The organism is Synechococcus sp. H55.7 (assembly GCF_047462395.1).
In the GTDB taxonomy this organism is placed as follows: Bacteria; Cyanobacteriota; Cyanobacteriia; order Thermostichales; family Thermostichaceae; genus Thermostichus.
This window is the reverse complement of record NZ_JANSJD010000007.1, coordinates 66,847-84,623: the sequence shown is the minus strand read 5'-3', so window position 1 is coordinate 84,623 and position 17,777 is coordinate 66,847. Positions and strand designations below refer to the sequence as shown.

Below are 17,777 nucleotides of genomic sequence, written 5' to 3'. Positions count from 1 at the left end.
GGATCCCGTCTCCTTAGAGCTTCGTCAGAATAGCATCCTCAGAGCAGAGTGATACACTCGAATCACTGTCCATTCTCTCTCTGTCTTGCCGCCGGCCATGTCACCGCTGAGCTCTTCTCTCGTCGATACCCCCTCGCAATCCGCGACCACTGCCGAGCTGTTCGAGCAGCATGTGATGTCCACCTACGCTCGCTATCCTCTGACCTTGGTGCGGGGGGAAGGCTGCCGGGTTTGGGATGAAGAGGGGCGGGAGTACCTGGATTTTGTGGCCGGCATTGCCACCTGCACGTTGGGCCATGCCCACCCCGCTTGGATCCAGGCGCTGACGCAGCAGGCGCAACAGTTGCACCATGTTTCCAACCTCTACTACAACCAGCCGCAGGCGCAACTGGCCCAATGGCTGACCCAGCACTCCTGTGCCGATAAGGTGTTTTTTTGCAACTCGGGGGCAGAGGCCAATGAAGGCGCCATCAAGCTGGCCCGCAAGTACGCCCATACGGTGCGCGGGATCCAGGATCCGGTGATCCTCACCGCCCAGGCCAGCTTTCATGGACGCACCCTGGCCACCATTACCGCCACCGGCCAGCCGAAATACCAAAAAGACTTTGCCCCTCTGGTGCCCGGCTTCGATTACGTTCCCTACAACGATCTCGAGGGTACGGCGGTGGTGTTGGAGCGCTGGGGCGAGCGGGTGTGTGCCGTGCTGCTGGAGCCGCTGCAGGGGGAGGGGGGGGTTGTCCCAGGAGATCCCGCCTACTTCCAGTGGCTGCGCCGGGTCTGCAGCGAGCGGGGCATCCTGCTGATGTTGGATGAGGTGCAGGTGGGCATGGGGCGCAGCGGCAGGCTCTGGGGCTACTGCAACTTGGGAGTGGAGCCGGATGTGTTCACCTTGGCCAAGGGTCTCGCCGGTGGGATCCCGATTGGCGCCCTCTTGGCCAAAGAGTTTTGCGCCGTGTTTCAGCCAGGGGATCACGCCAGCACCTTTGGCGGCAATCCCTTGGCCTGTGCAGTGGGCCTGGCGGTTTGCCACACCCTGATGGCCGAAAGCCTGGTTTGGAATGCCCAGCAGGCAGGAGCCTATCTGCGCCAGGGGCTGTCTCGCCTGGCAAGGCAGTTTCCGCAGCTTGTTCAAGAGGTGCGCGGCTGGGGCCTGATCCAGGGTTTGGTGGTGCGCATCCCGGCGGCTGAGGTGGTCAGGGCGGCCCTGGAGCAGGGGCTACTGCTGGTGCCGGCGGGATCCCAGGTGGTGCGCTTTGTGCCCCCCTTGATCGTCACGCCAAAGGAGATTGACGAGGCGCTGGCGCGGCTGGAATCGGCTCTGCAGAGCTTAGCCGTTGGCGATGGCGGGACAGAGTCCTGGCAAGCTTAGCCCTGGTAGAGCTGTTGCAAAAACGCCTGCAGCCGCTGGCGGGCCTCATGGGGCAAGGGATCCCTGGCCTGCTCGAGCAGGGGCAGTACCTCCTCGGCGTAGGCCGGGACAAAGCCGGCAGCCGGCCAGAGCAAGTCCGAGGTAGATCGCAGGTTCCACACTTGGGATCCCTGCTCGAGCAACAGGGGCCGCACCCAGAGCAGCGCCGGGGATCCCGCCTCAAGATTGTGGAGAGAAACCTGAATCAGCTCCACGTAGAGGGTGGCTTGCGGCCCCGGCAAAGCTAGAAGGCGGCGGGGTGAGGTGGGGGCACTCCCTACTTCCGTCCCAGCAGGCAGAGGACGTCCTCTAAGGGGGGGCTCCTCACCAGAGCCACATTGAGCAGGCAGACAGGGCCACAGGGTCATGGAACGGCTGGCTTCCGCTTAGGAACGATCGAGACAAACTACACCTGATCTTAAGAGACGCCTTCTCAGGTTCTGCGAGGGGATCCCGTCGGAAGCAGAGATTGCCCAAGGTGCTAGTCTTGCAGGCAAGGCTCCTCGAAATTCCTTGCAACCGGATCCCGCCATGATGCACACCTTTATCCCACCCCACCGCTTTTTCCCCTACCTGACCTGGACGGAGATCCAGGCCATGCCCGACAAAGAGAATGTGGTGATCATCCAGCCCGTAGCCTCGATCGAGCAACACGGGCCCCACCTGCCCCTAGTGGTGGATGCCTGCATCGGCACCGCAATCATCGGGCGGGCCATGGAAAAACTAGAGCCGGGGATCCCGGCCTATGTCCTGCCCACCCAGTGCTACGGCAAAGCCAACGAGCACTGGCATTTTCCGGGCACCATCACCCTCTCGGCGCAAACCCTGATGGCGGTGCTGACCGAAGTGGCCGAAAGCATTTACCGGGCCGGGTTTCGCAAGCTGGTGTTCCTCAACTCCCACGGCGGCCAGCCCGAAGTGCTGCAGATTGTGGCCCGCGACCTGCACCAGAAGCACGAAGACTTCCTCCTTTTCCCCATCTCCGTCTGGCGCGTTCCCCACCAAGGCCAGGAGCTGATGACCCCGAAAGAACGGGAACTGGGCATCCATGCCGGCGACGGCGAGACCAGCATGCTGATGTACCTGTTGCCCGAGACAGTACGAACTGACCGCTTGGTCTGCGAGTACCCTCAGGATCTGCCGGAAGACAGCCTGATTAGCCTGGAAGGGCGGATCTCTTTTGCCTGGACAACTCGCGACCTCAGCAAGAGCGGCGTCCTGGGGGATGCCACCGCCGCCACGCCGGAAAAAGGCAAACTTTTGGTGGAGTCCATGGCCGATGGCTGGGTGCGGCTGATCCGGGATCTGTACAAGTTCCAGCAGCCCCAGGCTTGGCGCAAAGACCCGCTGCCAAGGTAGGGATCCCGGCAGATGTCTTTACCTTCTGAGGCTTCTGGCCAACCCTAGCCTGCTTCTCAGGAGCGGAAGCAGCGACTTCGCCAGGACGGGTGATAGGCTTGAGGGGAAGTTCCCCTACCCTGTGAGGGGAGAGCAATGGTTCTTGCCTCAAAGCCAGCCACCCCTCCCATCCTCGAGCGGCACGACGCCACTTGGCAGGACTACCTGACCATTGGCAACCATCCCACCCTGGACTGGCAGAAGATTTCTTTTTACCAGGGCTGGTTGTGGGTCAACATGGGCAAAGAAGGGCCAGAGCACGCCTCCGTCAGCGATTTGATGACGGCCATTTTTTTCGCTTGGGCCTTTCTACACCCGGATGTGCCCCTGCAGTCCTACGGTCGCTGTCTGATTGAGTACCCAGAAACCCACGCCTGTGCCCCCGACCTGGTGCTCTACAAAGGGGAGAACATCCCCAGGTACCAAGCTGGCGAGCCGCGGCGGATTGATTTGCGTTTCCAAAGACCCCCTGACCTGGTGGGCGAAATTGCCGACACTACCCTCAGCCTTGACCTGGACGAGCAGAAGCAGCTTTATGCCAGCCTGGGCATTCCTGAGTACTGGGTCATCGATGTCAAAGGGCGGCGCGTCTTTGCCTTTGCCCTGGCCGAGGACAGGCGCTATCGGGCCACTGCCCAGTCGCAGGTGCTGGCGGGCCTGCCGATAGCCCTGCTTGAGCAGGCTCTGGAACGCCTGGCCAGCGAGACCAACACTGCTGCGGCCAACTGGCTCCTGCAACAGCTCCAACGCCAGGCTTGAGGCCACCGCTGATAAAGATTTTAGGAGAGGTCAGTCTTCTGATTCTTCTATCTTGGGATCCAAGCTCTTGGCGGTAAGGCGCAGGGCCTCTGCCTGATCCATCACTCGTGGAGCTTGTGCTGCCGTCTCAACGCCCTGGCGATAGCTCTCCCACAGAGGCATTTCCGGGTAGGTCTGCTGCAGTTCCTCAATCCGATCCAAAAGGGCCGCCAGCCAGCCGGCTGTGCCCCAGGTGAGCAAAAACTGGAAGGGGTTCCAGAGGTTGAGCTGCCGCCCCAACTCATTTAAGCTCTCGTTGCGGATGGGCGGATCGAAGATGTTGGCCACCGTCATCAACTGTCGTGCCAGCAGGGGTCGAAGGGCTTTCTCGGCAGCCTCCACCACGGCAGGGATGGCGGCCTGGATCCGGTCGGGGTCGGGAATATTCCGCGCCTGGGGCAAGGCTTGCAGCACCAACTCCAGCCGCCGCCCTGCCTCTGCTGATTCCAAGGCCGATTCCAGGGTGGTGCCCACACTGAGAAACACTTCTCCCGTCAGCAGCCGCACTGCATCGATGACCAGGTGATACAGGGGGGGGATCACGAGCTTAATCCACTCGCTCTGGAAAAACTCCCGCAGCCGCCGGGCCGCATAGTCCCCCACCTGGGTGGTCTGGATCCCCACTTGGGTGAGATTGAGGTACCAGTCGGGGGGGGATCCCTTGGGATCCAGCCAACGGCGCAGGGTTTGCCATTCTTCTTGCGTGAGAGCGGTGCGTCCCTGTTTCAAACCGGTTCGCCGCAGCTTGCCCTCGGCATTCAAGAGCCTGCGCAGCTCCGGTGTGCCCAACAAGGACAAAGCACCTGCCGAACCCACACTGCCAATCTCGATGGCAATCAAGGTGACTAACAAGGCGGCTGAGGCTGTCACCTGGATCTGGCCGGTTTTGTCCATCACAAGAGGCAGGCGGCTGTTGCCATAGGCACGGGCACTCATCGCCTCCAGAGCAGAGCGTTGCTCAGAGCTCAGCACCCAGGAATCGGTTTCCGCCGGCTCCTGCAGGCCGTGATACAACAGGCTGGCCACCCAGGCTCGATCGGCAGCCCGCCCCAAAGAGCCAATGACCACCTCCCATTGGCAGGGGTTAAGCAAGGGCAGGAGGGCTTGCAGCTCTTGCCGGATGGGCTCTGGAGAAGTTGCACTTCTTGCCCTGTCCAGAGCTGCCTGCAGCCGATCCCGCGCCTCTCGGCACAGCCCGCCCCACTCCAGTTGCAGGCGGGCCAGGGTTTGTTGCACCGTTTCTTCGGAGCGCCGGGGCAGATCCTGCCAGCCCGCCTCCAGTTGCCGCCACAGCTCCTCCCAGTTCAGGCCCTCAGCAGCGCCATTGACGGGATCCGCAGCAGTGCTGGGCGAGGCATTGTGGGGCTCGGAAGCGGAAGAAGGATCCAGGGGCTCAGACATGGACAGAAGTGGCCTCAAGGGGATTACCGGCATTATAGCTAGGGGTAGAAGGCCAGCCGCGGTAAACCCAACGTTTCCGGCCATCCCATCATCAAGTTGAGACACTGCACTGCCTGCCCGGCTTGCCCCTTCATCAGGTTGTCGATGACCGACAGGACGATAACCCGGTTGGTGCGGGTGTCCACCTCCAGCCCAATCAGGCAGGTGTTGGTGCCGGAGACCCATTTGGTTTGCGGGTAAACCCCCCGCGGCAGCACCCTCACCCAGGGGGATTGGCGATAAAAAGCATTGTAGATAGTGAGCAAGTCTTCCCCCACAAAGCCGGGATCCCGCAGGTTGGCGTACAACGTAACGTGGATGCCCCGCACCATGGGCACCAGGTGGGGCGTAAATTGCACAGTGATGGGCGTGTGGGTCAGGTCGGCACAGCCCTGCTCGATCTCGGGCGTATGCCGGTGTTGGGCCACGCCATAGGCCGCCAGCGAGCCGTCCACCTCGGCAAACAGGGATCCCACCTTGGGGGTGCGACCTGCCCCCGAAACGCCGGACTTGGCGTCGAAAATGAGGCTGTCCAGCTCCACCAACCCCTGCCGCAGCAGCGGGGCCACTGCCAGCAACGAGGCGGTGGGATAGCAGCCGGGACAGCCCACCAGTTGGGCTTGGGCAATCGCCTCGCGATACAGCTCTGGCAGCCCATAGACCGCCTGCTCATTGGCTTGGCGATAGGCAGGGCTGGGCCAGTTGGGATCCGTCTGCCCCAGGCGGTACCACGATTGGTAGGTGGCCAGGTTGCGGAAGCGGTAGTCTGCCGAGAGATCTAGAACTTTGCAGCCTTTGGCCAGCAAAGGCGGGGCCAGGTCCGCCGCCAGCCCATTGGGCAAAGACAAAAACACCACCTGGCTGCTGGCGGCAATGCGATCCACCTCTACCGGCTGCACGGTCAGATCCACCACCTGGGCCAACTGGGGATAGAGATCCCCATAGCGCTTGCCGGCACTGTCCTGGCCGGCCAAGTAGGTAAGCTGCACGCCGGGATGCTCGCTCAGCAGCCGCACCAATTGCACTCCTCCATACCCGGAAGCCCCGACAATGGCGACGCGGACGGGATCGACGGGTGGGAAGGAGCGGGGCGCCATATTGGCCATGGGGAGCTGCCTGTGCAGGAGAAGTTACATGATGGCTTGCCTTAAGTTCTATCGCATTTTTCCGCCGCATTTGCCCCTGCATCTTGTTCATCCGCACGGGTATTGCCCAGCAACCCAGTGGGATTTGTTATGCTGGGCTCACCGGAGCTGCTTCGGCCTTGGCAGCGGCTTCTATCTTTCTTTGTGTCTGTCTGGGTAGCTTCATCATCTTCGGTCTATGCACTATGAGCGATTGATCAACATTGTTCTGCGAGCCTACGGCCAAAGCAGCCGCCATGGTCTGGATCAAGAAACCCTGACCCTCTACTCCGAAGGCCCCTACACCCTCTACAAGCTCACCTCCCATTTCGACCGCCGCTCCATTTTTGTCTTGGCCCAGAATCAGCGGGATATGTTTGTTTCCGGCGATGCATTTCACAACAAGCTGATCCCGGGGGAATGGCAGGCGTGGCTACACCAGAAAGCGTTGAGCATTGCTCCCGATACAGCAAAAGCGGGCTAGTCGGAGACGAGCCCGCATCCAGCCTGTCGAGATCCGGCCAAGAGCTGTAGGGACTACCTGTTGTTGGCCAAAACCCCTGGTTGAACCTGTCGGGGCACCACCGAGAGCCGATCCAGCTCAGCACAATAGGCCAGATCCCTGTCGTTTTCCGGCCCAAGCCCCAACAGCCGCTGCCCGTGGCTAGAGCGCCGCAACAGACCCAGGAGATCCTCCTGCCAAGTTTGGTAGAGAGCTAGGGCGGCCACCGCTTCGTCGTTGCCCAACTGCTCCAACGAGCAGCCCAAGCGATGCAAAATCGCCCCGGCACAGGCGGTGTCTTCCAACGAAAAGGCCCCTTCCCAGCCGGATCCCACCAGCCACACTTCGGCAAAAGCTCCTTGTCTGAGAAATTCCACCACCGCTCCCAAGTTCACCAGGGCCGCCGTGATCACCACCGGGATCCCTTCTAGGCGCTGCAGGCTGCGCGTGCCGTTGGTGGTGCTCAGGAAGATGCGCTTGTCTTGCACGCGGTCGGGGGTGTAGTCGAGGGGGGAATTGCCCAGATCGAACCCTGCCACTGCTTTGCCCCCCCGTTCCCCCGCCAAAAGCCGCTTGCAAGCCGGCCAGTTTTGGCTTGCCTCCTGGAGCTGTTGCAAGTGAGCAAACACCTGTACCGCCTCTGCCCCTGCTGCCAGCGCTGTGGCAATGGTGGTGGTGGCCCGCAGCACATCGATGGCCACCGCGCACTCTGGGATCCCGGATAGAGGCACCTGTTCGGGCGTGTAGAAGTGGGAAAAGCGCATGGGAAAAGGGTGAGGAGCGAAAACGTTAAAACTCACGCCGGGCAAACACCAACACCGCCAGAATGAGCAGCAAAAGGGTGTAAACCAAGCCGTAAAGTGCATCTACGAGAAGTTCTGCCGGAGGGGGAACTTGGCCGTAAACGGCAGCGTCTCTCAGGTTGAGGCGCTCCAGATCCGGCAACACCCAGTAGATCATCTCGAACACTTTGCCCAACCCGCCATCTTCCACCAACTTGCTCAATTGCAACAGAGCACGGCTGGCATGGCCCATCAGGAACAGGGCAATGGTGTAGAGCGTAGCCAAAATTGAAGAGGTAAAAACCCCGAATAGCAGGGCGGCGGCGACAATCAGCGCCAGCTCCAAGAAAGTAAAGGCCGCCGCCCAGGAAACGGCCAAAAGGGGAATCGGAGCCTGCACCACCAGCAAACTCAGCAGAAAAACGGCCGTCATCAGCAGCACCAGCACCGACAGCAGAGCCGACAGGCCCAGATGCTTGCCGACAATGAACTCTGCCCGGCTCATGGGTTTGGCAATCAGCACATAGACGGTGCGCTTTTCGATCTCTTTATTCACCAGCCCTGTGCCAACGAAAATGGCCACGATCAGCCCAAAGAAGTGAATGGCCGCCAACCCCAAGTCGGCAATAATCTTGTTGTGGGCTTGGTTAGCCACCTGCGGGATCAAAACAATGGCTCCCAGCATGGCCACCGCAAATACCATCACCAGGTAGAGAATCCGATCCCGAATCGTTTCTCGGAAAACGTTGTGGGCAATGGCCACCACGCGCGTCGCATCCATGTCTGCACCCAAAGCCGTGACGATCCGACTGATACACTGGTAACAGATCCAGCTCCCATTTTATGCAGTTCCAGGCCCAGATCCAGATTCACCTGCGCCCCTCTGTGCTCGATCCTGCCGGGGCCGCCGTCCAGTCCAGCCTACATCAGTTGGGGCACACCCAGGTGCGGCAGGTGCGTATCGGCAAGCACATCCAACTGCAGCTAGAGGCTCCCGACGCCGAAACTGCCCGACGCCAGGTGGGCGAGCTGTGCGACCAACTGCTGGCCAACCCGGTGATCGAGACCTATCAAATCCAAGTGGATCCCATCGAGGGTTAATTTGCGGGGTTCGCATGATTGGGGGTTGATCGAGCTTTCGCGCCACTGTAGAGCCAGCAGGGTGTATCGACAAAGACAGTTTGGCAAGGCGATTGGGGAAGCCTAGGTTTAAGGGCTGGGCAAAGGCAAGCTTTTCACTACAAAACCGCAATTCAGTTACTCGAAAAATCCGACATAATTGGCTTTGAAAGTTTGAATATGAAAGGTTTGGCTAGGACTGGGATGGCAAAATCTATCCTAGATAGGGGCAATTTCTGTCTATTGTCGCCCACAAAAAAATAGCGGTGAATGCAAACGGCACCACCCAAAATTCCTCCAATTGCGGCACTCCCGTATCTAAGACGATTGCAGGCCGAGGGCATTGACTGTCGTCCTGTTTTCGGGAGTCGTTGCGTTTCAAACCCGATTAAGACGCTCCCCAGGCGCTTTGCGCCGCTGACGCGACCCCCCTAGCCTTTCTTCTTCTTTTTGGGAGAGGGGAGTTTTTTTATAGACAGGCTTTTAGCTTTTTCAGCACCGCTCGATCCAGTACCAACAGGGCTGAGTGCAGGCCACCTGAGTAGCCCCAGAGAAAGCCCACCGGCAGGTGACCTTTTGGTGCTTCCAGGTTGGTCTTGAGCTCCCCATACCCCAACCAGCGGCCCTGCACCCGCCAGCCGACTCTTTCTCCCATGCACGCTTCGCGGGGCAACGCCAAGAAGGAGCCCGATCTGATCCCGCCTCCCGCCTCGGGATCGCACTCCTGCCAGAGCTGCTTCTGGACGGTGAAGCCGAAGCGCCCATGGCTGGCCTGCATCCACAGTTGGTCGATCAGCCGCAACAGCGGGCAGGGGAAAGCCTGAACATCCTTGGGATCGAAAAAGCCCACCTGGGATCGCCCGCCCAGCTTTAACATCAGGGCCGTCGTCCAGCGATCCGCTTCCCCCCACCGCCCGGCCCGCAGCCGATCCCACAGCCCTTGTAGGGCGGGAGCCGCTTCTCCCACCCAGTCTGGCCAGGGGAGAGTAGCGGGCAGGGATCCCTCCCAGCTCCCTTGCCTTTCTGGACAGATCTCAAAAGGAACCAGGGATCCGGATGCCCCCTCTTTTTTCTTTATCGTGGCAGGGGTGGGGGGCGCCACTATTTGCTCCAGCTCTTCTGCTGAGTGCTGGGCCAGGAGCTGTTCCAGCTCATCTTGAGGTTGCCGGGCTAGAAGCTGCTCTAGTTCCTGCAGATCCTGGGTGCGAAGGGCCGGCTCAAAGGCAACCGGCTGCTTCTTCTCTTCTGGAGAGACCGCTGCCGGCAACAGGGCCAGCCACTCGGACATGGTTTGCGGGCGCTCTTCGGGGTGGAGAGCCATCCCTTTGAGGATGGCGGCCTCTACAATCTCGGGAATGCTGGGGTTGAGGCTGCGGGGGGTATCCAACTGGCGGCCTGTGGCCCGCACCGGCGCACACAGGGGCACCATTCCTGTCAGCAGGGTGTAGAGGGTCGCTGCCAAGGCGTAGACATCGGTGAAGGCTCCGCGGCGGCGTAGGCTGTCGTATTGTTCCAGAGGGGCGTAGCCATCGGTGCCGTAGGAGGTGTGGCGCTGGATCAGACCTTGGGCGTAGGCCCGCGCCAGCCCAAAGTCGATCAACACCGCTTGCCCAGATCCCTCCCGCACCAGGATGTTGGCCGGCTTCACGTCTCGATGCAGAATCCCCTGTTCGTGCAGGGCCATGAGGGCGGATCCCACCTCCCGCGTCAGGCGCAGGGCTTCCGGCAGGGGCAGCGGCCCCTTTTGCCGCAAAAGCTGGTGCAGAGTCTGGCCACGGATGTACTCCATCACAATGCACCAGGAATCCTGCTCCCAGATCACCTCTTCCACCTTCACCACATGGGGGTGGCGGCAACGGGCCAGTTGCAGCGCCTCGTTCATGAAGTTTTGCTGGAAGCGGGGATAATCGGGATCCTCGCGGATGCTGTCGTTTAAGACCTTGATAACCACATAGTCAGCACGGACGCTATCCCAGGCGCGGTAGGTGATGCCAAAGCCCCCTTCCCCCAAAATGGCCTCGATGCGGTAGCGCCCCCCCTGCAATTCTTCGCCAACTGCCCAAGCCATACGCGATCTCGCTCCCCGCCTCTAGGGCTATTCTGTCACGGGGATCAGTAAATAGACGGCACATAGAACTGCTCGTTGCGGGGCGGCCGCCGATAGAGCTCTCCTGGCGGGCGCGGCGGCAGCTCTATCGCCTCAGGGATTAAGTCTTCGTAGGGGATCTTGCTGAGAATGTGGTGAATGCAGTTGAGACGGGCCCGCCGCTTGTCGTCGGCCTCCACTGTGAACCAGGGGGCCTCGGGAATGTTGGTGTGGGCTAACATCGCGTCCTTGGCTTTGGAATACTCGACCCAGCGGTTGCGGGACTCCAGATCGATGGGGCTGAGTTTCCAGCGTTTGAGCGGATCCTTCACCCGTTTTTGGAAGCGGCGCTCCTGTTCTGCGTCGCTCACGGAAAACCAGTACTTCAAAAGGATAATGCCGGAGCGCACCAGCATGCGCTCAAATTCGGGACAGGAGCGCATGAATTCCTGATACTCTTCCTCGGTGCAAAAGCCCATCACTCGCTCGACTCCGGCCCGGTTGTACCAACTGCGATCGAAGATAACGATCTCGCCGGCAGCGGGGAGATGGGCCACGTAGCGCTGAAAATACCATTGGGTGCGCTCTCGGTCTGAGGGCACCCCCAGGGCAACCACCCGGCAGCCGCGGGGATTGAGGGGTTGGGTCAGGGTCGTGATCATGCCCCCCTTGCCGGCAGCATCGCGCCCCTCAAAGATGATCACCACCTTTAGGCCCTGGTGCTTTACCCAGTACTGCAGCTTCACCAGCTCCACCTTGAGCGGGAACAAGGCTCGCTCGTAATCTTTGCGGGAGAGTTTGGGGCGCTCAGGGGCAGGTTTCGAGATCCCGCCGATTTTGAGCCATTTCTTCTTTTTGCCCTTAACGTTCGGCTTCACCTCAGAGAGAGGGGTTTCAGAGGAAAGGTGGGGTTCGGGGATCACAAAACAGCTCCAAAACTGGACTGACCAGGGGGTTGGTCGGGGCCAGGATCCCAGCCTACCTGCTCAAGAGCCCACCGGCAGCACCCCCGTCTTCACCTGGAAGGTGCGCGCCTGGCCGTCGCGGATGACCCGCAGCGTCAGCGTCTTGCCTACTCCGGCAGCTTCCACCAACTGCTGTACCTGCTCGGCATCGCGGATGGCCTGGCCGTCGATCTCAGTGATAACATCCCCCTCTTGCAAGCCAATTTGCTCAGCCGGGGAGCCGGGAATTACCTGCCCGATCAACACCCCCTCTTGCACCGTCAGCGGGGTGGGGCGGGCCGGGTCACGGTTGAGGCGGGCCACCAAATCGGGACTGAGGGTAATCATGCGAATGCCCAAGAAGGCATGCTCCACCCGGCCATTGCGGATGAGTTGCTCGGCAATTTCCATGGCGCGGTTGATGGGGATGGAAAAGCCGACGCTCTGGGCCCGCTGGAAAATGGCCGTATTCACCCCAATGACGCGACCTTCCGCATCCAGCAGCGGGCCGCCCGAGTTGCCGGGATTGATGGCCGCATCCGTTTGCAGGAACGTCACCCGCTTGTTGGTGGCCCCAATCTGCCCGGAGGAACGCCCGACGGCGCTGATGATCCCTGCCGTTACGGTGTTGTCCAGGCCCAGCGGGTTGCCGATGGCGATGGCCCAATCCCCCGGCCGTACCTGGTCGGAGTTGCCCAAGGTAACCGTGGGCAGATTTTCGCCCTCGATCTGGATCACGGCGATGTCGGTCACCGGATCGGAGCCTTTGACCTCCCCTTCAAAGGTGCGTCCATCCAGCAGATGAACCCTAACCCGCTCGCTGCCTTCTACCACGTGGGCGTTGGTGAGGATGAGGCCGTTGGCATCGATGATGAATCCGGATCCGGTGCCTTCCTGCTGAAACTCCTGCGGCAGTTGCGGGATTTGTCCCCCAAAGAAGCGACGGAACAGGGGCTGGTTAAACAGCTCGGGATCGATGGGGCTGGCTACGGTGCGGGTGGCATCGATGCGCACCACCGCCGGGCCGACCTTTTGGGCAACAGCGGCAATGAAATTGGAAGGCCGCACGGCATCGGCGGGAGAGGCAGACTCAGGCAGAAGGGATCCCACCCCCCCGCCGGCCCGCTGCGACCAAGTGGCAAGGGGAGTTTGCTGCAGCCATGCTTGCCCCGCTCGAGACGACAGCCAGACTCCACCGGCAACGCCGCCGCCGAACAAAGCCATCGCCAGAAGTGTTTGCCGTAGAATCCGCGCCATGATCCCTCCCAAAGCTAAGCCGTATTGCCGAGAAAACAAATGCGAAGATGGAAAGAACCTGCGCCAAATCTGCCAACTGACGCCAGCCCAGTCCAACTTTACGTCTATTCTACCCACCCTCACCCATTCCTCTAGATTGGTAAGGGCTTTGCGCTTAACTTAGCAAATCTGGCGGGCAACGGCAGTGCTCAAACGCCCAATGACGATCGGCAATTCGAGCAAGCTCCCCTCTTTGTTGCCCCAGGGGCGGGATCCGTGGCAGCGCCACCGCGCCTGGATGCAGTTGGCCCTGCGAGAAGCCGAGCGGGCAGGAGAAGCTGGGGAGGTGCCGGTGGCAGCTCTGGTGGTGGGGCCGGGGGAAGAGTTGTTGGCCCTGAGCGGCAACCGGCGGGAACGGGATCGGGATCCCACCGCCCATGCGGAGATTTTGGCCCTACGGCAGGCGGGGCAGCGCCTGGGCGACTGGCAGTTGCAGGGCTGTCGGCTATATGTCACCCTCGAGCCCTGCCCCATGTGTGCGGGGGCGATCAGCCAAGCGCGGTTGGCCCAGGTGATTTACGGCGCCGACGATCCCAAGGCCGGAGCGCTGCGCAGCGTGCTCAATGTGCCTGCTTCTGCCGCCAGCTTCCATTGCCCAGAGGTCATCGGCGGGGTTTGCGAGGCCGAGTGTCGTCGCTTGTTGCAGCAGTGGTTTTGCCGCCGGCGGGGGATCCCCCTGGCAACCTAATGGGGAACTTGGGCGACAAAAAGGTCGGCTTGAAGTCGTGCATCCGCGAGAGGTTTTTGATACTGTCATATCGGCTAAGGCCTCCGGCCCGCTAACGCGAGCGGCTGGCCGGGATCCCATAGGACAGGCAGCGGCTTGAGTTTCGGGTGAGTTTTGAGATCTGCCTTCTCAGGCCTTGCTTTGTAGATTTTCTGGTGGATCCCTTCCTCGCCCATCGGTGGGCAGGGGATCCGCTGCTCATAGGTGGTCTCTACCTAGAGGAGTGACGTGTGAGTGTAGCCCTCTTTTCCTCTCCGGTTGTGTCTCCGCTGCCCTCGGCTTGGCTTAGGGGGATCGGCCTTCTGGTCTGGGCCTGGCTCTGTTTGGCCTTCCCGGTGCAGGCGCGGGTGCTGCTGCGGGTGGGGATTGCCGTCAACAAGCCGCAGGTCAGGCTTGGCAGCTCTGCCCCGGCCCGCCTGTTGAACGCCCAGGGACAGCCACTGGCCGAAGTTCCGGCCATGCAGCCGCTGCAGGCCAGCCGGATAGGCTCGGCGGTCGGTTTGGCCGGCCAACAGGGAGAACGCCTTTACCTACAGCCCACTACCCCCGATGGGTTGGTGTTCATCGACCAGAACTGGTACCGCGGCTGGGTGGAGCTGATCCCCGGCGAGAGTGGGGTGATCGCCATCAACCAAGTTGGCTTGGAAGACTACGTTTCCAGCGTGGTGGGCAGCGAGATGGGACATCGTTTTCCCATGGAGGCCCTCAAAGCCCAAGCGGTGGCCTCCCGCACCTACGCCCTCTACCACCGCAGTCGTCGCTCCCAGCAGCCTTTTGACTTGGGAAATGGCGTCGATTGGCAGGTCTACAAAGGGGTGGCCGCCGAATCCAACCGCACCCAAGCGGCAGCCCGCGAAACCGCCGGACAGGTGCTTATCCACCAGGGGCAGTTGATCAATGCCGTTTTCCACTCCTCCGGGGGCGGGCACACGGATGATGCAGGGAATGTCTGGTTAGAATCGCGGCCCTACTTGCAGGGGGTGCCCGATTTCGATCACCACTCGCCGGTGTTTAGCTGGACGGCTACCATTCCCGCCCAGCAGCTCCAGCAGTTGGCCGGCGGGATCGGGGCCATCCGTTCCATCGAGATCCTGCGCAGCTCCCCCTGGGGACGGGCCATCACCCTGCGCCTGCTGGGATCCCAAGGCAGCAAAGACGTCAGCGGCAGCGAATTTCGGCGGGCCCTGGGGTTGCGCAGCACGATGATCGCCATCAGCCCCCGCGGGGAGACGGCCACTACAGCCAGCCTGACCCCTGTTGCAGCAGCCTCACCGGCTTTCTTCGAGATCCAGGGGCGCGGCTACGGGCACGGGGTAGGCATGAGCCAGTGGGGAGCTGCCGCCCTGGCCAGCCAAAACTACTCCTACCAACAGATCCTCAGCCACTACTACCGCAACACCCGCCTGGCCGTGGTGGAAGGACGCTAGGGCTCAACTTCGGGAAAAAACCCACAAAATAACCGATTGGTAGCAAAAGTAGCTGTAGTTTTTAAGAGTTTGGGGGTAGCAACATTTTGATCGCTCTGGAGAAGTTTCCTGAGAGTTCGTTGGGGTTCTGCAGATCTTGTTAACTCTGATGCCGCACCCTCTCTTGAGTGTGGCGGAATCGAAACCTGGTCTGCTGGTGGTCGCTGTTTTTGAGGGCTCCACGCCACTGTGGCAAGATCGAGGAAAGCTCCGCAAAAGCTGAGTTGCGTCTCCTGAAGATTTTGTAGAAATCTTGAATTCTCTTCTGCGGATCCTCAGGATCGGCTTAATAATAATTGAGATACGTTTACCGGGATCGACCTCTACCTCTTCTTTTTCGAGCCCATAACTTTAACCTCAGGTATCTGCCCTATGTCCATTGCCACCTTAGCCCCCGCTTTTCCTGAACGTTGCCCGGCGCTGCCGCAGGCGCTTACCCCTTTGTGCGAGATCGCCCGCAACTACTGGTGGACTTGGAACCCCGATCATCTCACCATTTTCCGGGAAATGGATCCTGCCCTGTGGGAAAAAACCTCTCACAACCCGGTGCGCATGCTGGAGGAGGTTTCCTACTTGCGCCTGGCGGCCTTGGCTACTGACGTCAACTACCTCAACACGTTGAACCGGATGGTGCAGTCCTATCGGCAGTACATGGCGGCTGAGGATACCTGGGCCAAGCGCACCATGAAAACCTACGACTGGCAGCGCCCCATCGCCTATTTCTGCGCTGAGTATGGCCTACACGAGTCTTTGCCCACCTACTCTGGGGGCTTGGGTATGTTGGCCGCCGATCACCTCAAGTCGGCCTCCGATTTGGGAGTGCCCCTGGTGGCCATTGGATTGCTCTACCGTCAGGGCTATTTCCAGCAGCGCCTGGACACCAGTGGCTGGCAGGGGGAGCTTTATGAAGACTCCGAGTTTGAGTCTTTGCCGCTGACCTTGGTGCGTCAGCCGGATGGCAGCCCTCTGTTGGTGGAAGTGGCGATGCGGCAGCGGCTGGTGAAGGCGCGCGCCTGGCGGGCGGACGTGGGCCGGGTGCCTCTCTTGCTGCTGGACACCGACCTGGAGGAGAACGATCCCATCGACCGCTGGATTACCGCCCATCTCTACGGGGGCAGCACCGACACGCGCATTGCCCAAGAGTGTATCCTCGGCATCGGGGGGGTGCGTCTGCTGCGCCAGTTGGGCCTGGATCCCATGGTCTATCACATGAATGAGGGGCATGCCGCCTTCTTGACCTTGGAGCTGCTGCGGGAAGAGGTGGCGCGGGGCACGCCTTTTGAGGCGGCGGAGGCCAAGGTGCGGGAAAAATGTGTCTTTACCACCCACACACCGGTGCCGGCTGGCCACGATGCTTTCAGCCCCAACGAGATGGATGCGTTCTTTGCTTCCTTCTGGCCACAACTGGGCCTGACGCGGGAGCAATTTTTGGCTTTGGGAGCTCGTCGCAGCGGGGATCCCTGGGAGCCCTTCAACATGACGGTGCTGGCTTTGCGCTACGCGCGGGCGGCCAATGGGGTAAGCAAGCTGCACGGACGGGTTTCTCGCGAGATGTGGCATGTGCTCTACCCCGAGCGGTCGGTGGATGAGGTGCCCATCAGCTCTATTACCAATGGGGTGCACGCCCGCACCTGGGTTTCCCCCCTCTTCTGGAACCTCTACGATCAGTACTTGGGCCCCGACTGGCCGGAGCGGGTGTCGGATCCGGAACTGTGGGCCAAGGTGGAAGAAATTCCCGATGAGGAGCTGTGGCGGCGCAAGGAAGCCCTGCGGGAGCGGTTGGTGTCTTTTACCCGCCACCGGGTGTTGCGGGCGCGGCGCAACCGCGGCGAAAGCAATGAGCGCATCCAGGCGGTCAACCAGTTGTTGGATCCCAAGATCCTGACGATTGGGTTTGCCCGCCGCTTCAGCACTTACAAGCGAGGAGATTTGATCCTGCGCGATCTGGAGCGAGTGACCCGCATCTTCACCAATAAAGAGTATCCTGTGCAGATTATCTTTGCCGGCAAGGCCCATCCGCGGGACGAGGGGGGCAAGCGCCTGATCCAACGGGTGGTGGAATGGTCCAATCGCCCTGAGGTGGCCAACCGGGTCGCCTTCATTGAAAATTACGATGCCTATGTCGGTCGCAACTTGGTGCAGGGGGTAGATGTGTGGCTGAACAACCCGCGACGCCCTCTGGAAGCTTCTGGCACCTCAGGGCAAAAGGTGGGCTTCAGCGGGGGGTTGAATCTGTCGGTGTTGGACGGCTGGTGGCCGGAGGGTTACAACGGCCGCAATGGCTGGGCCATCGGCCAAGAAATCGAAGGCTTGGATCCCGCTGCCCAAGACGATTTGGACGCCAACTCTCTCTACGATTTGTTGGAGTATGAGGTGATCCCCATGTTCTATGAGCGGGACGAGCAAGGGATCCCGCGCCGCTGGATTGCCCGCATGAAGGAGGCGATCCGCACCCTCAACCCGGTTTTCAACACCGACCGCATGGTGGCCGAGTACGTGTTGAAAATCTACGAGCCTCAGCCCCTGGAAGCAGAGGTGAGCCGGACTTTGTCAGGTTCGGCTGTGGTCGGCTAGGATCCCCCGGCCCCTCTCCCAGAGGGAGAGCCCTCACCCCCGGCCCCTCTCCCAGAGGGAGAGCCCTCACCCCCGGCCCCTCTCCCAGAGGGAGAGCCCTCACCCCCGGCCCC

16 protein-coding genes are annotated in these 17,777 nt (G+C 61.0%); 8 read left to right on the top strand and 8 right to left on the bottom strand.

The window, feature by feature from the left end; genetic code table 11:
• The first annotated feature begins 97 nt into the window (after nucleotides 1-97).
• Nucleotides 98-1,369 carry an aspartate aminotransferase family protein gene (locus NW851_RS05140; protein ID WP_414333539.1) on the top strand — a complete coding sequence of 424 codons (1,272 nt, stop codon included), beginning with the start codon at nucleotides 98-100 and terminating at the stop codon, nucleotides 1,367-1,369.
• Here NW851_RS05140 and NW851_RS05135 read toward each other — a convergent pair.
• Nucleotides 1,366-1,776, bottom strand: a complete 411-nt coding sequence (locus tag NW851_RS05135) for a hypothetical protein (protein WP_414333541.1) — start codon at nucleotides 1,774-1,776, stop codon at nucleotides 1,366-1,368. The genes NW851_RS05140 and NW851_RS05135 overlap by 4 nt on opposite strands.
• A gap of 166 nt (nucleotides 1,777-1,942) precedes the next feature.
• On the opposite strand from NW851_RS05135, the gene NW851_RS05130 reads away from it, so the two are divergent.
• Entirely contained in the window at nucleotides 1,943-2,767 is an 825-nt protein-coding gene (locus NW851_RS05130) for a creatininase family protein (RefSeq protein WP_414333550.1), read from the top strand.
• 135 nt (nucleotides 2,768-2,902) lie between these two features.
• Nucleotides 2,903-3,565, top strand: a complete 663-nt coding sequence (locus tag NW851_RS05125) for a Uma2 family endonuclease (RefSeq protein ID WP_414337206.1) — start codon at nucleotides 2,903-2,905, stop codon at nucleotides 3,563-3,565.
• Between the two features lie 30 nt (nucleotides 3,566-3,595).
• Here NW851_RS05125 and NW851_RS05120 read toward each other — a convergent pair whose 3' ends face one another.
• Together NW851_RS05120 and argC are read right to left on the bottom strand one after the other, a co-directional pair.
• On the bottom strand, nucleotides 3,596-5,005 hold the full coding sequence (locus NW851_RS05120; RefSeq protein ID WP_414335954.1) for a hypothetical protein: 1,410 nt from the start codon (nucleotides 5,003-5,005) through the stop codon (nucleotides 3,596-3,598).
• Nucleotides 5,006-5,043: 38 nt separating this feature from the next.
• On the bottom strand, nucleotides 5,044-6,150 hold the full coding sequence (gene argC, locus NW851_RS05115) for an N-acetyl-gamma-glutamyl-phosphate reductase (RefSeq protein ID WP_414335956.1): 1,107 nt from the start codon (nucleotides 6,148-6,150) through the stop codon (nucleotides 5,044-5,046).
• 217 nt (nucleotides 6,151-6,367) lie between these two features.
• Between argC and NW851_RS05110 the strand changes: the two genes are divergently transcribed.
• Nucleotides 6,368-6,652 (top strand): hypothetical protein, encoded by a 285-nt coding sequence (locus tag NW851_RS05110; protein ID WP_414335958.1) that lies wholly within the window; start codon nucleotides 6,368-6,370, stop codon nucleotides 6,650-6,652.
• Nucleotides 6,653-6,705: 53 nt separating this feature from the next.
• Here NW851_RS05110 and NW851_RS05105 read toward each other — a convergent pair whose 3' ends face one another.
• Together NW851_RS05105 and NW851_RS05100 are read right to left on the bottom strand one after the other, a co-directional pair.
• A complete protein-coding gene (locus NW851_RS05105; RefSeq protein ID WP_414337205.1) occupies nucleotides 6,706-7,434 on the bottom strand; it encodes a 2-phosphosulfolactate phosphatase family protein in 729 nt (242 codons plus the stop codon).
• Between the two features lie 25 nt (nucleotides 7,435-7,459).
• Nucleotides 7,460-8,233 carry an ABC transporter permease gene (locus tag NW851_RS05100; RefSeq protein ID WP_414335959.1) on the bottom strand — a complete coding sequence of 258 codons (774 nt, stop codon included), beginning with the start codon at nucleotides 8,231-8,233 and terminating at the stop codon, nucleotides 7,460-7,462.
• Nucleotides 8,234-8,295: 62 nt separating this feature from the next.
• Between NW851_RS05100 and purS the strand changes: the two genes are divergently transcribed.
• On the top strand, nucleotides 8,296-8,553 hold the full coding sequence (purS, locus tag NW851_RS05095; RefSeq protein ID WP_414335961.1) for a phosphoribosylformylglycinamidine synthase subunit PurS: 258 nt from the start codon (nucleotides 8,296-8,298) through the stop codon (nucleotides 8,551-8,553).
• 487 nt (nucleotides 8,554-9,040) lie between these two features.
• On the opposite strand, the gene NW851_RS05090 is transcribed toward purS, so the two are convergent.
• The 3 genes from NW851_RS05090 to NW851_RS05080 form a co-directional block, all read right to left on the bottom strand.
• The gene (locus NW851_RS05090) at nucleotides 9,041-10,639 is read right to left on the bottom strand and encodes a protein kinase domain-containing protein (protein WP_414337204.1); all 1,599 of its coding nucleotides are present in this window, start codon (nucleotides 10,637-10,639) and stop codon (nucleotides 9,041-9,043) included.
• A gap of 44 nt (nucleotides 10,640-10,683) precedes the next feature.
• Nucleotides 10,684-11,493 (bottom strand): polyphosphate kinase 2, encoded by an 810-nt coding sequence (ppk2, locus tag NW851_RS05085; RefSeq protein ID WP_414334955.1) that lies wholly within the window; start codon nucleotides 11,491-11,493, stop codon nucleotides 10,684-10,686.
• Nucleotides 11,494-11,643: 150 nt separating this feature from the next.
• A complete protein-coding gene (locus NW851_RS05080; protein ID WP_414334947.1) occupies nucleotides 11,644-12,858 on the bottom strand; it encodes an HhoA/HhoB/HtrA family serine endopeptidase in 1,215 nt (404 codons plus the stop codon).
• 199 nt (nucleotides 12,859-13,057) lie between these two features.
• Here NW851_RS05080 and NW851_RS05075 point away from each other — a divergent pair, with 199 nt between their 5' ends.
• The 3 genes from NW851_RS05075 to glgP all read left to right on the top strand — a co-directional run bounded on the left by NW851_RS05075 (nucleotide 13,058) and on the right by glgP (nucleotide 17,664).
• Nucleotides 13,058-13,585 (top strand): nucleoside deaminase, encoded by a 528-nt coding sequence (locus tag NW851_RS05075; protein WP_414334948.1) that lies wholly within the window; start codon nucleotides 13,058-13,060, stop codon nucleotides 13,583-13,585.
• Between the two features lie 269 nt (nucleotides 13,586-13,854).
• Complete coding sequence (locus NW851_RS05070) at nucleotides 13,855-15,051, top strand: SpoIID/LytB domain-containing protein (RefSeq protein ID WP_414337203.1); 1,197 nt, start codon at nucleotides 13,855-13,857, stop codon at nucleotides 15,049-15,051.
• A 411-nt stretch (nucleotides 15,052-15,462) separates the two neighbouring features.
• Entirely contained in the window at nucleotides 15,463-17,664 is a 2,202-nt protein-coding gene (glgP, locus tag NW851_RS05065) for an alpha-glucan family phosphorylase (protein WP_414334950.1), read from the top strand.
• The last annotated feature ends 113 nt before the right edge of the window (nucleotides 17,665-17,777 follow it).